The following is a 13,402-nucleotide window of genomic DNA, read 5'->3' on the forward strand; positions in this document are numbered from 1 at the left end:
ATGATCTCTATATCCTCAAATTTAAATATTATGATCAAAGCAGCTGAAAAAGCCTCAAAGTCTGTGATAAGAGATTTTGGAGAAGTTGAGAAACTACAAGTATCTAAAAAAGGTCCCCGAGATTTTGTTACAAAAACTGACAAACTTGTAGAAAAAATTTTAATTGAAGAACTTTCTAAAACAAAAAAAAATTATTCTTTTTTATCAGAAGAGGTTGGTTCAATTAAAAACAAAGATAAAGATAATATTTGGATTATTGATCCGATAGATGGTACAACAAATTTTCTACATGGCATTCCTCATTTTGCAATTTGTGTGGCTCTTGAGTCTAAAAAAGAGATCATTAGTGGCCTAATTTATGATCCTATTAAAGATGAAATGTTTTATGCAGAAAAAAATAAAGGAGCTTATCTAAATAATCAAAGATTACGAGTATCAAACAAAAATTTAATAGATGAATGTCTATTTTCAAGTAATCATGAAGGAGTCAAATTCAGCAATCTAAATATGAGATACAGTGGATGTGCAGCTTTAGACTTGGCTTATGTGGCTTCAGGTAGGCTAGATGGTTTTTTTCATAATAAAATTAATATTTGGGATGTGGCAGCAGGAGCCTTGTTGGTACAAGAGGCAGGTGGGATAGTTAATGAATTAGATAAATTCGATCAGAATAATATAGATATTCGAGCATCAAGTGTAGCAATTAATGGTAAAATGATCGAAAATTTAAAGAACTTTTAATTGTGTTATAAAATTCTTTTGTTATAAGTCTCGATATGAAAAAAGACACACACCCTAATTACCATAAAATTAAAGTAGAAATGACAGATGGTACTCATTTTGAAACAAGATCAACTTGGGGATCTGAAGGCGATATTTTAAAATTGGAAATTGATCCTAAATCTCATGCTGCTTGGACAGGCGGTAAACAAAAGCTAATGGATAAAGGTAGAATTAGCAAGTTCAATAAAAAATTTCAAAATTTCAAAGTAGATAAAAAAAGTTAGATGTCAAATACACCTTTAATGCCAATGGCAACTGCTGTTTGGTTAGTTGAAAATACTACTCTTACATTTAAGCAAATCGCTAGGTTTTGTAATTTACATGAAGTAGAGGTTCAAGGTATAGCCGATGGAGAGGTTGCTAAGGGAATTAAAGCATATAACCCTATAATCTCTGGTCAACTTTCAAGAGAGGAAATTGAGTTATCCTCAAAAGATGAAAATAGACAATTACAGATTAAAAGCAGAGATGTTGAAATATCAAATTCTGAAAAAAAAATTAAAAAATATGTCCCTCTGTCAAAAAGACAAGATAAACCCGATTCAGCACTTTGGTTAATTAAGCAACATAGTATTTTAAAAGACTCTCAAATTGCAAAATTAGTTGGTATTACTAAAAATTCTGTAACATCTATTAGAAATAAAAGTTATTGGAATTATAATAACCTTAATCCAAAAGATCCTGTTGCTTTAAATTTATTTACTCAAAAAGATTTAGTTGAAGCTTTAGAAAAAGCTGAAAGAAGAATAAAGAGAGAGAAAAAAGAAAAAGAAAAACAAGCAAAATTAGTATCTGTATAATGAATAATATTAATAGACATAAAATATTAAAAATGTTATCTAACCTTTTTTTTGGAGGTAGTTATTAAAATAGAAGTCAAAGATAATAATGTTGAACAAGCTTTAAGAGTTTTAAAAAGAAAACTTCAAAGAGATGGTTTTTTTAAAGTAATTAAGTTAAAAAATACTTATGAAAAGCCGTCTGAAAAGAAAAAAAGAATTCTTCAAGAAAATATTAAAAGAGTTAAAAAATTAAATAAGCTAAAAAACAGAATTTAAAATACCGCGGGGTGGAGCAGTCTGGTAGCTCGTCAGGCTCATAACCTGAAGGTCGGCGGTTCAAATCCGTCCCCCGCAACCAATTAATGATTATTGATTATAAAGAAATCAAAGAAATTAAACCTTTAAAATTACTTAGTATTCTATTGCTTGTTGCATACCCACTTGCTTTAATTTCAGGAAATCTTGTAATAAATTTATTTATACTTTTATTTTCAATCATTTTTTTTCTAAATTTTAAAGAAAACAAAAAATTATTAAAAAATAAAATTTTTTATTTATTAGTATTTTATTTTATTTCATTGATAGTAAATCTCGTTTTTAGCACCAATGTAGAAAATTCAGTTTTTAGAGTCTTAAAAATATTTTTTATTATATGCTTAATAATTGAAGTAATGAATATGATAACCAGACACAATAAAACTTATTTAAAATATATTTTTTTTTCATGGTCCTTTATATTTTTTATAGTTTCTATGGATATTGTTTTTGAAAGTATTTTTGGATTCAATTTAATTGGAATTAAATCTCCTTTCCCTGGAAGGATAGCTAGTTTTTTTGGAGATGAACTTGTTGCTGGAGGCTTTTATCATGGTTTTATCTTATTTTTTTTAAGCTTCTTAATAGTAAATAAAACTAAAAATTATTTTTTTATTACATTAATTATCTGCCTTACAGTAATAAGTTTTTTAATTGGTGAAAGGTCAAATTTTATCAAAATATTTTTATCAATTTTAATTTTTTCATCAATTGCTATTAAAGTAGATTTTAAGTCAAAAATAATATCATTTCTTATAGTCATTATATCGTTGTCAGCTTTTCTAAACTTTAATGATCAGTATAAATTAAGATATTTTGATCAACTTAAAATATTATTTACATCTGATGGATATTCAAATTATTTAAAAGAGTCAACTTACGGTGCTCACAGAAACACAGCGGTTAAAATTTTTAAAGAAAATTTTTATTTTGGAGTTGGCATAAAAAATTTTAGACACGAGGCTGATAAGGAAAAATATCAAAATAAAGATTATAAAGAAACAGGAACAAAAACTACTCACCCACATCAAGTACATCATGAAATTTTATCCGAAACTGGAATATTTGGTTATATTTCATTTTTGATTTTTGTCCTTGGTTCACTATTTTTTGGTATGAAAAGTTATTTTAAAAATCGTAACCTTTATCTTTTATCTAGTATCATATTTATAATTACTACTTTATTACCTGTTCTGCCCTCAGGAAGTTTCTTATCCACATTTAACAGCAGTATTTTTTGGATTAATTTTGCGATAATGGCAGGTTATTCCAATATCAAATCTTAAATTTAGATTTTATACTATCTTTCAAAAAAGCTCTGACAGTTTCCTTGGTTAGCTGATCAAATGTTTTTCCAAAATTTTCGATTTTTTCTATAATTGCTGGTGGAACTGTTATTATTTGGCAACCTAGTTGTTTCGCTTGTAAATAATTGTATGGTTCTCTAACACTTGCCCAGAGTATTTCAACATTTTTATATTTTTTTGCTAAAGAAATACTTTTTTTAAATTCAGGCAAAGGATCTTTGCCTGTATCTGCAGCTCTACCTGCAAATATTGAAATAATCACTTTTGTTTTTTTATTAATTAATTTAAGAATTTTCTTTGTTTGTTTTGAAGTATAAACGGCAGTTATATTAATTTTTATATTTTCTTTATTTAGTTCTTTAATTATTTTACCCATAAACTTACCTTTTGAATTTGCAATCGGTACTTTTACAAACACGTTTTTTCCCCATTTATTAATTTCAATAGCTTGCTTTTTCATCTCATTATATTCGTCTGCAAACACTTCAAATGAAACTGGTTTATTTTTACAAATTTTAAGAATTTTTTTTGAGTATAATTTATAATCTTTTGCACCAGCTTTCCTCATTAAGCTTGGGTTTGTTGTAAAACCTTTAACAATTTTTTTTTTATTAAATTTTTTGATTGTATCTACTTCGGCAATATCGCAAAATATTTTAGTTTTCAATTATAAATCCTATAAATTTTTAGTTATGTCTTCAGTCATTTTTTTTGCATCTGCAAATAACATTAAAGTATTTTCTTTATAAAATAGATCATTATCAATTCCTGCATAGCCAGGGGAAAGGCTTCTTTTTACGAATAGAACTGATTTACATTTTTCAACGTCTAAAACTGGCATGCCATATATTGGGCTTTGAGGATCAGTTTTAGCAACTGGATTAGTAACATCATTTGCTCCAATCACAAAAGCAACATCAGCATTAGCAAAATCATTATTAATTTCCTCTAACTCAAAAACTTCATCATAAGGTACGTTAGCCTCTGCCAATAGTACATTCATGTGTCCTGGCATTCTGCCTGCAACTGGATGAATAGCATAGGAAACTTTAATATCGTTCTTCTTTAATGTATCAACCATTTCTCTTAGTGCATGTTGTGCCTGAGCAACTGCCATTCCATAACCTGGTACAATTATAACTGAGGATGCATTTTTCATTAAAAATGCTGCATCATCTGCATTACCACTTTTAACTGGTCTTTTTTCTTTGTTTGAATTACTTGAACTTTCCTCTGTTGCGCCAAATCCTCCCAAAATAACGTTAAAGAATGATCGGTTCATTCCTTTGCACATAATGTATGAAAGTATAGCTCCTGACGAACCAACCAATGCTCCGGTAATAATTAAAGCTGTATTTTCTAAAGTAAAGCCAATCCCTGCTGCTGCCCAACCAGAATAAGAATTTAGCATAGATATTACTACTGGCATGTCCGCCCCACCAATTGGAATAATTAAAAGAAAGCCAATTAAGAAAGAAGCAGCTAAAAGTATCCAAAATAAATTTGATGATTGAGTTGAGCACAAAAGATAAATTAAAACAATTATTGAAATCAAGATAATAGCATTCAAAGGATGTTGACCTTTAAATGTAATTGGAGATCCAGACATTATTCCTTGTAATTTTAAAAAAGCAATTACAGAACCTGAGAATGTTATTGCTCCAACTGCTGCACCAATAGACATTTCAACTAAGCTACCAAGTTTTATATTTCCTGGTAATCCTAAGTTGAAAGCTTCGGGATTTAGAAAAGCTGAAATTGCAACAAATACTGCAGCAAGTCCAACAAGACTATGAAAACCAGCGACTAATTCTGGCATAGCAGTCATTGGTATTCTGTAAGCTATAAAAGCTCCAATTGATCCTCCTATTAGTATAAATATTACTACAAATACAAAACCTGTTGAAAAATTGCCTATTGATAAAAATGTTACAGTTATAGCAATAACCATTCCTAAAATACCAAACAAATTTCCTTGTCTAGATGTTTCGGGAGAAGATAAACCTCTTAAAGCTAGAATAAATAATACGCCTGAAACCAAATAAAAAATTGCAGATAAGTTTGCAGATATCATGATTATTTATCCTTCTTTTTTTTTTTATACATTGCCAACATTCTCTGAGTTACAAGAAAACCACCAAAAATATTAATTGCGGCCAAACCTATAGCCAAAAAACCAAAAATACTTGAAGTGTTAAATATAGTTTCAGAATTTCCTGATAAACCAGCAATAATAGCTCCAACAATAATGACAGAAGAAATTGCGTTTGTGACTGACATTAAAGGTGTATGCAATGATGGAGTAACGCTCCATACTACATAATATCCAACAAATATTGAAAGGATAAATATACTTAATCTGAATATTAAAGGATCTATTTCCATAATTTATTTAATTAATGTATTTTTTATAATTTCATCTTCTAGATTAATATTCATTTTTTTACTTTCTTTGTCGAACAAATTGTCAATAAAATTAAAAATATTTTTTGCGTATAAGTTTGAAGCTGAAACAGGTAACTTATTTAATATATTTGACTCTCCCATTATTTTTACTCCATTTCTATCTATAATTTTATTTACCTCTGTTAATGCAGTATTACCTCCTTGAATAGCGGCCAAGTCATAAATAACAGATCCTGCTTGCATGTTTTCAATCATATTTTCTTTAATAATTAATGGAGCTTTCCTTCCTGGTATCAAAGCTGTACAAATTACTATATCAATTTTTTTTAGAGTTTCAGATAAAAGTTCCTCTTGTTTTTTTTTAAAATCATCAGAGGTTTCTTTTGCATAACCACCTTCAGTTTCTAGGTTTTCTGAACCCTCAACAGTTAAAAATTTACCCCCTAAACTTTCAACTTGTTCTTTTGATGCCATCCTAACATCTGTTGCAAATACAATTGCACCCATTCTTTTTGCTGTTGCAATCGCTTGTAATCCAGCAACTCCTGCTCCAACAATTAAAGCTTTTGCAGCTGGAATTGTTCCTGCCGCTGTCATCATCATCGGTATAGCTTTCTCAAAGTTGGCAAAAGACTCAATAACTGCTTTATAACCAGCAAGATTTGCTTGAGAAGACAATATATCCATAGACTGAGCTCTAGTAATTCTAGGCAATAAATCTAAAGAAAAAAGATTAATATTTTTTTTTACCAACTCATTTAGTTTATCTTTTTTATCATACGGATTTAATACTCCAATTATTGTTTGATTTTGTCTCAACAGAGAATTTTTTTCATCCTCTGGCAAACCTAATTGGACAATTAAATCTGTGTTATTTAATACTTCTTTTTCGTCATTTAAAAACTTTACACCTGCTTCTGAATATTTTTCATCTTGAAAACCTAAATGAAGACCATATTTTTTTGGTAAAAATATCTCAAATCCAAGTCCAATATATTTCTTAACTACCTCAGGTGTAATAGAAATTCTTTTTTCTTTTTTTTGATTTTCAAATATAGAACCAATTCTCATACAAAAATCTTTATAATAGAAATATTGCCATTAATGCTAAAATAATTATTACCACTGCTGTTCCCCATAAAACAAATTTTGTAAAATTATTCCAAGTTTTTTTATGGTTTTCGTTATCCATAAAAAATTATTTCTGTCTTGCTTTAAATTTAGGATTAGTTTTGTTTATTACATAAACACGACCTCTCCTTCTCACCAGTTTGGAATTGAGGTCTCTTTTTTTTATAGACTTTAAAGAACTTTTTATTTTCATAATTGATCCTCTTAACAAACGAAAATGCCTGGCAACGTCCTACTCTTCCATGTCTTAAGACAAAGTACCATCGGCGCAGAAAGACTTGACTTCCGAGTTCGGAATGGGATCGGGTATTGCCCTTTCGCAATAATTACCAGGCGTGAGATAAATACAGAATTAAATTATAAATGTAAATAACTATTTACTTATTTTTAACATCAAAAGTTTCAATAATATTAAAAAACCATCCTTAAATTCATTTACTTTTTTAAATCCAGCTATTCTAGGCCTCTCATAACAAGGAAAATCAGATATTTTAAGTCCCCTTTTTTTAGCAACCACAGGTAACTCTACACATAATCTAAAATCATAACTTTCAAGAAATAATTCATTAACTTTGCGAGTATCTCCTAAAACAAACGTATACAAAATATCTGAAATATTTAATTGAAATAAAAAATTTCCAAAAAAAGTAAAAAATTTGTTACCTATAAAAGTTAAAAAAGTATCATCCTCGCTCCCAGCATTTTTCAAATACCTCGATCCAAATACTAAATCTAATTTTTCATATTCTAATTTATTTTTCATATTTATTATCTCTCGTGGATTAAATGATCCATCTGCATTAAAAATTGAAAAAAATCTAGTTTGAACTTTACTTATTCCATAAATCAAAGCATCACCATAACCTTTTTTTGGTTGGTTCAGAATTTCAACATCTAATTCTTGAATAGATTTAATTGTTTCAATATCTTCCTTTTGAAGAACTACTTTAATTTTAACATTGTATAGACTCTGAATTTCTTTTATTGTAATTGGCAAACTATCTGCTTCATATCTGGCTGGTATAATTAAAGTAAGATTTTCTAAATCATGCATATCTAGTAGCTTTATCTTTATAAATTATTCATTTGATATACATTGATGAAAATTAATGACAATAGATTTTTTACTATTAATTTTAACATTTTACTTAATATTATTCAGCATAGTTGGATATGGGTATCAGTTTGCATCTATTGGTAATTTAAAAAGTGATGTTGGATTTAAAGGATTAATAGGAATTTTTATACTGATAATAGTCTCAATAATTTCAAACTATTTTTTACCTCATAATAAAATCCATAATTCTTTATTAATTATTTTGGGTCTCTTTTTTTTCTTTCAGAATTTTTTAAAGAAAGATTTGAAAATATTATTAATTGTTTCTTTAATTTTCCTAATTACTATTTTCCTAAGTAAAAATCACGATGATTTTTTCTATTACCATCTCCCTTATGAATTAACATTAATAAATTATTCAAAAATTATTGGATTAGGACAACTTGGAATTACTGGATTTAATACACAGTCATCAATTTTTTATCTGAACTCTTTGTTTTACCTTCCAGTAATCAACCTTAATGGAATGCACTTTGGGGTAATTTTTATTTATCTTTTTTCAACAATTACATTATTAGATTTTATATTAAAGAGAATTGAATTAGAAAAAATAGATGTTTTATTTTATCAATATTTGTTAGCCATAACATTTTTTCTTATTTTTTTTTATAGAGTTGCTGAGCATGGAACAGATAGAAGTGGTTTGTTACTATCTTACATACTTATACTTTTAATTCTAGAGTCAATTTTTATATCTAAAAGTGTTGAATTTTTTCAAATCTTTTTAAAAATATTAATTATTCTTGGACTTACGATTTCATTTAAAAGTTTTTTTATTTTATATTTTTCCTTTTTATTGTTTTTATTGTGGGTTAAAAAAGAATATTTTATAAAGATACGTAATAATATTTTTTCAAATATAATTTTTTACTTATTTTTTATTTTGTGTTTTTTGATAACGCTAACAACTTTTTTAAATAGTGGTTGTTTAATATTTCCGTTAGGATTTACTTGCTTTGAATTTGAATGGTCTACACCTGTAAGTTATGTAAATCATGTAAAAGATTGGTTCGAACTTTGGTCTAAGGCAGGAGCTACACCTAACTATAGAGTAGACAATCCAGCAATTTATATTCAAGAATTAAATTGGTTATCTAATTGGATTAAAGAATATTTTTTAAATAAAGTGTCAGATTTTTTAGTTTCTTTAACATTTATAAGCTTGTTATTTATAATATTATTTAAAATTAAAGATATTAAAAATTTAAAAAATGAAATTAATTCTAAAGTTATAATAATATACATTTTAATTTTTTTAATGTTTTTTGAATGGTTTTTTAATCATCCAACCTTAAGGTATGGGGGTTATACAATTATAGCGCTAATGTTTTTTTTCCCACTCGGTTTTGTACTAGAAAGAAATAAAAATAAGCAAAAAATTTTAAGAAATAGTTTTTTTATAATTATTTTAACTTTTTCAATTTTCTTTTTTAGGAATATAGATCGACTTTATAAAGAATATAACATTTATGACTACAACCTAATTAAAAATCCATACTATAGAATTAGTGAAGAAAGTTTTCGTGTAGATAAAGAAATTAAAAACTATATTAAAGATGGAACACTCTGTAGATATGGAACAATTTATGTATACAAAAAAAATAAACTTTGTGGATAATTTTATTTTTTATTTAATAAAATTATTTATTTCTAAACAAACTTTGTCAATATCTTTTATTTTTATATCAGGTCCTGAAGGCAAATAAAGTCCATACTTAGAGATATTTTCTGATATAGGAAAAGACCCTTTAAATTTTATATTATATTTTTTTAAAAACCTTTGTTTATTCATTGGATAAAAAAATGGTCTAGTTTGTATTCCCTTTGACTTTAAATAATTCATCAAAATTTTAGCTGTTATAGATTTTTTCTTAATAACTATTCCAACTACCCAATATATATTTTCAATGCTTCTATAATTTGGTCTTTGAATGAAAATTTTCTTATTATCCTTTAACTTTTGAAAATATAGTTTTCCTATATACTTTTTTAAAACAAGGGTCTTATTCAATCTATTAAGCTGAGATAAACCAAATGCTGCTTGCAAATTTGAGAGTCTATAATTCCAGCCAATATCATCGTGATTAAATCTATCTTTTTTTCCAAAACATAGGTTTCTCAAACTTTTTATTTTTTTATCAAATTTGCTACTGTCTGTTAATATCATTCCTCCTTCTCCTGTTGTAACGTGTTTGTTGGCATAAAAACTAAATGTAGATATATCTCCATAGAAACCACATTTGTGCTTTTTGTAATTATGACCTAACATTTCTGCGGCATCTTCAATTAAAAATAATTTATTTTTTTTGCAAATAATTTTAATTTTATCTATTTCGATTGGATAACCATATATATGTGTGGCTAAAATTGCCTTAGTTTTTGAATTAATAGCTTTTTTAATTTGCTCAATATTCATATTCCAAGTAAATGAGTCACAATCAACTAAAACAGGTTTTAAATTATTTTTTAATACAGCAATTAAATTTGAAACTATGGTAAAATTAGGAATTATTATCTCATCATTTTTTTTAAGGTTTAAAGTTTTAATTGCAATCTCTAAGGCAGCAGTTCCATTAGAAACAGTTGAAGCATATTTTTTTTTTATCAAATTTGAAAATTTTTTTTCAAACATTTTAACTGCAGGTCCTTCTGAAGTTATCCATCCATCTCTCATAACTTTTGAGACAGAATTTATATCTTGCTTTAAGATAATTGGTTTAGAAACTGGTATCATAAAAAAGAAATAATTTTATTTATTATAGTTGTAATATAATAATCTAAGGATGGAATAAATTTTTTATTCTTTTTTTCCATAATAAATTTTACATACTCAAATGCCTCTTTCCTTTTTATAAACCAATTAATTGTAAATTTTTTAGTAATAGTTGAAAGTTCGACACTATTTAATCTCCAATAAGATAAAAATAGATGAGTTCTATGGAGTGAATTATAATAAAAATGTGCAAATATGACTAATTTTGCATCAATTTCTAAATATTTATAGTTATCACCTTTAGTAATTTTAATAAATTTAGTAAAAAAATCTCTTTTAAAACTTAAAGCGCTTGTTTGAAAATTATTTGGCCAAATACTTCCCAAATAAAATTTTTTTTTCTCCTTAAAATAAACCTTCTGATTATTACTTCTATAACCGACAAAATTATTAATTAAAAAATTAATTTTTTTTTTTTTAAAAATGTAATTAATATTTTTTAATTTTTTTTTAAAAAAAAAATCGTCAGAATCTAATAAACATATTATTTTTCCTTTTGAAGCGTTAAAACCTTTTTTTAATGCATAAAATTGTCTTCTAGCAGGAGTAAAATTTTTAAAATTTTTATTAATCTCTAATAACTTAATTTTTTTTTTATATTTTTTTAATATTGTTTTAGAAGCATCGGTGGAGTTATCATCAACTAAAATTATTTCAAAACTTTTAAAATTTTGACTTATACAACTATCCAAGCATTTTTTTAAAAATTTTGCTTTATTATAATTAGAAATAATTATTGAAATTTTCATTTATAAATATTCATATTAATACTTTAATTATACTTCCTTTTATTAAGCTAATAAAATAATAAAAAATGATAAAAATATTTATTAAAAAAATATTTTTAATTTTAAATTTTTGAACATTTTTTTCATAAATAAAAAATAATATGCAAAAATACAACAACGGTTCAAAATAATTATGATATATAGATAATTGTGGATTTGATAAAAAGAGTACAAAAATTAAAATTAAATTATAAAAATTATTTTTAACTAAACTAAATATAAAAAGTACTGATATTGTTGATGGAATTAATATCAAATAAAGAAGATCTAATTCATATAGAAATTTATAAAATATACCTCCGCCTTTAATATATTCATAAACTTCACTATAATCATGAAAATAAAAGCTAAATACCACTATAATAAGTGAAATTAAAAAAATAACGAAATTATTTCTATTTAAATACCTAGCTTCAAATTTATTTATAAAAAAGATGAAACTATGAAAAAATATTATAGTTGAAACTAACAAGATTTTATTTGAAATATTTAAAATCGAAAAGATACTTTCATCATATCCATATATGTTTTTTCCAAATTGAAAAATATTAATATCTAAAAAAAAAATATAATAAATAGCAAAAGAAGATAAGAAAAAATTTGTTAAAATAATTATTAAAATTTTTTTAATATCTTTTATATAATAAAGGCTAAAATTATAAAAATAGTAAAGAGAAAAAATTGCAAAATTAGGACTAAAGTATGAGCTTAGTGCAAGAAAAAAAATATTTAATATTACATCTTTAAATTTTTTTTTCTTTTGAAATTTTAAGAAATAATAAGTCGAAATAGAAAAAAAGATTAGACCGAAGCTAAAACTATCTGGCCAGATAGAATACGATCTAAATGTAGGAGATAAAAAAATAAGTGGTAATAATAAAATTTTAAAATTTAAAAAATTGTTAAATTTTAATTTTAAAGATTTGTAAAAAAATAATGGTATTAATAAATTAAAATGTAAAAATATTAATCTAAAAACCAAATCATTATCTATAAAATAATATAATTTATATAATGTAATAAAAAAAAAGGGAGAATGTCTTGCACCAGTTACTTCATAATTAAAAAGTGTAAATAAAAAATTATTTTGAAACGCTTTTAAAACTTGAATGGTTGTACCATGATAATCTATATTAGCTGCACCAAGAGTATCTTCATTAAGCAAAAATCCAATTATTAAACTTAAGTATAACAATAAGATAAAGCTTATATTAAATTTTTTTTGGTTATTATTTACAAACATACTTACGCTAATTTTTTATGGATAATTTATTAAAAAGATTTTTAAAAATAGATAAAAAATAAAAATAAGATTTAATTATATAATTTATCTTACTATGTGTTGTTTTTGAATATCCTGAATATCTTTTTGACTCTCTAAAAGGTAATTCTATAAATTTGTATTTTTTTAACTTGATATGGAATAGAAGATTTATGAAATATTCTCCATAATAGGCATTAAAATCAAAATCATTTAAACATTTTTTTTTAATACAAATAAATCCACTTGTAAAATCTGTGAAATCGTTAAATAAAAATTTATTACAAAATTTGTTTAAAATTGAGGTTGAATTATCGTGAAATGATTTTCCTTTTTTAGTAAATCTTAAATACCTTGAATAAATTATGACATCATAAGTTTTAATTTTTTTAATAAATTTTTTTATATATTTTGGTGGGTGTTGAAAATCTGCATCTAACCAAATAACATTATCATTTTTACTTTTTGAAATCCCAAATTGAATAGATAGAGCTAAATTTTTTCTGAATTTTTTCCTTGAAAAAAATTTAACAAATTTATTTTTTTTTAGAAAAATTTTTACTAATTTTTCTGTATTATCTTCTGAATTATCATCAACAACAATAATTTCGAAATTTTTATTAGTTTTTTTGAATACATTTTTAATTTCTTTAATAAGCTTGATAATATTTCCACCTTCATTATAAGTTGGTAGAATTATTGAAAACTTAGTTTGCATTTTAAAATTTTAATACACTAA

At 25.1% G+C, this 13,402-nt stretch carries 17 protein-coding genes, 1 tRNA gene and 1 rRNA gene; 7 read left to right on the forward strand and 12 right to left on the reverse strand.

Features of this window, described 5'->3' with window-relative positions; all coding sequences use genetic code 11:
- From ACTT9L_RS04435 to ACTT9L_RS04460, 6 genes are all read left to right on the forward strand, one after another.
- On the forward strand, nucleotides 1-741 hold the full coding sequence (locus ACTT9L_RS04435) for an inositol monophosphatase family protein (protein WP_440928123.1): 741 nt from the start codon (nucleotides 1-3) through the stop codon (nucleotides 739-741).
- A gap of 35 nt (nucleotides 742-776) precedes the next feature.
- Nucleotides 777-1,007: a 50S ribosomal protein L31 gene (rpmE, locus tag ACTT9L_RS04440; protein ID WP_440928124.1), complete on the forward strand. Its 231-nt coding sequence runs from the start codon at nucleotides 777-779 to the stop codon at nucleotides 1,005-1,007.
- A complete protein-coding gene (locus tag ACTT9L_RS04445; protein ID WP_440928125.1) occupies nucleotides 1,008-1,583 on the forward strand; it encodes a cell cycle transcriptional regulator TrcR in 576 nt (191 codons plus the stop codon).
- Nucleotides 1,584-1,646: 63 nt separating this feature from the next.
- The gene (gene rpsU, locus ACTT9L_RS04450) at nucleotides 1,647-1,841 is read left to right on the forward strand and encodes a 30S ribosomal protein S21 (protein WP_075484443.1); all 195 of its coding nucleotides are present in this window, start codon (nucleotides 1,647-1,649) and stop codon (nucleotides 1,839-1,841) included.
- 5 nt (nucleotides 1,842-1,846) lie between these two features.
- A tRNA-Met gene (locus ACTT9L_RS04455) sits at nucleotides 1,847-1,923 on the forward strand.
- 4 nt (nucleotides 1,924-1,927) lie between these two features.
- Nucleotides 1,928-3,166, forward strand: coding sequence for an O-antigen ligase family protein (locus ACTT9L_RS04460; RefSeq protein WP_440928126.1), 1,239 nt, complete (start codon nucleotides 1,928-1,930; stop codon nucleotides 3,164-3,166).
- Here ACTT9L_RS04460 and ACTT9L_RS04465 read toward each other — a convergent pair.
- From ACTT9L_RS04465 to ACTT9L_RS04500, 8 genes are all read right to left on the reverse strand, one after another.
- Complete coding sequence (locus tag ACTT9L_RS04465) at nucleotides 3,156-3,854, reverse strand: transaldolase family protein (RefSeq protein ID WP_440928127.1); 699 nt, start codon at nucleotides 3,852-3,854, stop codon at nucleotides 3,156-3,158. The two genes, ACTT9L_RS04460 and ACTT9L_RS04465, sit on opposite strands and share 11 nt — an antisense overlap.
- Nucleotides 3,855-3,863: 9 nt before the next feature.
- Entirely contained in the window at nucleotides 3,864-5,261 is a 1,398-nt protein-coding gene (locus ACTT9L_RS04470; protein WP_440928128.1) for an NAD(P)(+) transhydrogenase (Re/Si-specific) subunit beta, read from the reverse strand.
- Between the two features lie 2 nt (nucleotides 5,262-5,263).
- On the reverse strand, nucleotides 5,264-5,572 hold the full coding sequence (locus ACTT9L_RS04475; protein WP_440928129.1) for a proton-translocating transhydrogenase family protein: 309 nt from the start codon (nucleotides 5,570-5,572) through the stop codon (nucleotides 5,264-5,266).
- A gap of 3 nt (nucleotides 5,573-5,575) precedes the next feature.
- Entirely contained in the window at nucleotides 5,576-6,664 is a 1,089-nt protein-coding gene (locus ACTT9L_RS04480; RefSeq protein WP_440928130.1) for a Re/Si-specific NAD(P)(+) transhydrogenase subunit alpha, read from the reverse strand.
- Between the two features lie 10 nt (nucleotides 6,665-6,674).
- Complete coding sequence (locus ACTT9L_RS04485) at nucleotides 6,675-6,785, reverse strand: aa3-type cytochrome c oxidase subunit IV (RefSeq protein ID WP_440928131.1); 111 nt, start codon at nucleotides 6,783-6,785, stop codon at nucleotides 6,675-6,677.
- A gap of 6 nt (nucleotides 6,786-6,791) precedes the next feature.
- Nucleotides 6,792-6,917 (reverse strand): type B 50S ribosomal protein L36, encoded by a 126-nt coding sequence (ykgO, locus tag ACTT9L_RS04490; RefSeq protein WP_008545413.1) that lies wholly within the window; start codon nucleotides 6,915-6,917, stop codon nucleotides 6,792-6,794.
- A gap of 26 nt (nucleotides 6,918-6,943) precedes the next feature.
- Nucleotides 6,944-7,058: ribosomal RNA gene (gene rrf / locus ACTT9L_RS04495) — 5S ribosomal RNA — on the reverse strand.
- Between the two features lie 39 nt (nucleotides 7,059-7,097).
- A complete protein-coding gene (locus tag ACTT9L_RS04500) occupies nucleotides 7,098-7,778 on the reverse strand; it encodes a glycosyltransferase (protein ID WP_440928132.1) in 681 nt (226 codons plus the stop codon).
- Between the two features lie 55 nt (nucleotides 7,779-7,833).
- Here ACTT9L_RS04500 and ACTT9L_RS04505 point away from each other — a divergent pair, with 55 nt between their 5' ends.
- Nucleotides 7,834-9,459: a hypothetical protein gene (locus tag ACTT9L_RS04505; protein ID WP_440928133.1), complete on the forward strand. Its 1,626-nt coding sequence runs from the start codon at nucleotides 7,834-7,836 to the stop codon at nucleotides 9,457-9,459.
- Between the two features lie 9 nt (nucleotides 9,460-9,468).
- Here the strand turns inward: ACTT9L_RS04505 and ACTT9L_RS04510 are convergent, their stop codons facing one another.
- Genes ACTT9L_RS04510 through ACTT9L_RS04525 form a run of 4 tightly spaced genes read right to left on the reverse strand, consistent with a single transcriptional unit; the run spans nucleotide 9,469 to nucleotide 13,381 of the window.
- A complete protein-coding gene (locus ACTT9L_RS04510) occupies nucleotides 9,469-10,575 on the reverse strand; it encodes a DegT/DnrJ/EryC1/StrS family aminotransferase (RefSeq protein ID WP_440928134.1) in 1,107 nt (368 codons plus the stop codon).
- The gene (locus tag ACTT9L_RS04515) at nucleotides 10,572-11,363 is read right to left on the reverse strand and encodes a glycosyltransferase family 2 protein (RefSeq protein WP_440928135.1); all 792 of its coding nucleotides are present in this window, start codon (nucleotides 11,361-11,363) and stop codon (nucleotides 10,572-10,574) included. The genes ACTT9L_RS04510 and ACTT9L_RS04515 overlap by 4 nt, the downstream gene beginning before the upstream one ends.
- A 10-nt stretch (nucleotides 11,364-11,373) precedes the next feature.
- Complete coding sequence (locus ACTT9L_RS04520) at nucleotides 11,374-12,645, reverse strand: hypothetical protein (protein ID WP_440928136.1); 1,272 nt, start codon at nucleotides 12,643-12,645, stop codon at nucleotides 11,374-11,376.
- Between the two features lie 7 nt (nucleotides 12,646-12,652).
- Nucleotides 12,653-13,381, reverse strand: a complete 729-nt coding sequence (locus ACTT9L_RS04525; RefSeq protein WP_440928137.1) for a glycosyltransferase — start codon at nucleotides 13,379-13,381, stop codon at nucleotides 12,653-12,655.
- Nucleotides 13,382-13,402: the final 21 nt, after the last annotated feature.

This window comes from Candidatus Pelagibacter sp. (genome assembly GCF_052049675.1).
In the GTDB taxonomy this organism is placed as follows: domain Bacteria; phylum Pseudomonadota; class Alphaproteobacteria; order Pelagibacterales; family Pelagibacteraceae; genus Pelagibacter.

What these genes read in the sequence shown, in the direction of transcription:
- ACTT9L_RS04445 (WP_440928125.1), top strand. Translation starts at nt 1,008, where the DNA reads ATGTCAAATACACCTTTAATGCCAATGGCAACTGCTGTTTGGTTAGTT.
- rpmE (WP_440928124.1), top strand. Translation starts at nt 777, where the DNA reads ATGAAAAAAGACACACACCCTAATTACCATAAAATTAAAGTAGAAATG.
- ACTT9L_RS04505 (WP_440928133.1), top strand. Translation starts at nt 7,834, where the DNA reads ATGACAATAGATTTTTTACTATTAATTTTAACATTTTACTTAATATTA.
- ACTT9L_RS04525 (WP_440928137.1), bottom strand. Translation starts at nt 13,381, where the DNA reads ATGCAAACTAAGTTTTCAATAATTCTACCAACTTATAATGAAGGTGGA.
- ACTT9L_RS04485 (WP_440928131.1), bottom strand. Translation starts at nt 6,785, where the DNA reads ATGGATAACGAAAACCATAAAAAAACTTGGAATAATTTTACAAAATTT.
- ykgO (WP_008545413.1), bottom strand. Translation starts at nt 6,917, where the DNA reads ATGAAAATAAAAAGTTCTTTAAAGTCTATAAAAAAAAGAGACCTCAAT.
- ACTT9L_RS04510 (WP_440928134.1), bottom strand. Translation starts at nt 10,575, where the DNA reads ATGATACCAGTTTCTAAACCAATTATCTTAAAGCAAGATATAAATTCT.
- ACTT9L_RS04460 (WP_440928126.1), top strand. Translation starts at nt 1,928, where the DNA reads ATGATTATTGATTATAAAGAAATCAAAGAAATTAAACCTTTAAAATTA.
- ACTT9L_RS04470 (WP_440928128.1), bottom strand. Translation starts at nt 5,261, where the DNA reads ATGATATCTGCAAACTTATCTGCAATTTTTTATTTGGTTTCAGGCGTA.
- ACTT9L_RS04520 (WP_440928136.1), bottom strand. Translation starts at nt 12,645, where the DNA reads ATGTTTGTAAATAATAACCAAAAAAAATTTAATATAAGCTTTATCTTA.
- ACTT9L_RS04515 (WP_440928135.1), bottom strand. Translation starts at nt 11,363, where the DNA reads ATGAAAATTTCAATAATTATTTCTAATTATAATAAAGCAAAATTTTTA.
- ACTT9L_RS04500 (WP_440928132.1), bottom strand. Translation starts at nt 7,778, where the DNA reads ATGCATGATTTAGAAAATCTTACTTTAATTATACCAGCCAGATATGAA.
- ACTT9L_RS04435 (WP_440928123.1), top strand. Translation starts at nt 1, where the DNA reads ATGATCTCTATATCCTCAAATTTAAATATTATGATCAAAGCAGCTGAA.
- ACTT9L_RS04475 (WP_440928129.1), bottom strand. Translation starts at nt 5,572, where the DNA reads ATGGAAATAGATCCTTTAATATTCAGATTAAGTATATTTATCCTTTCA.
- ACTT9L_RS04480 (WP_440928130.1), bottom strand. Translation starts at nt 6,664, where the DNA reads ATGAGAATTGGTTCTATATTTGAAAATCAAAAAAAAGAAAAAAGAATT.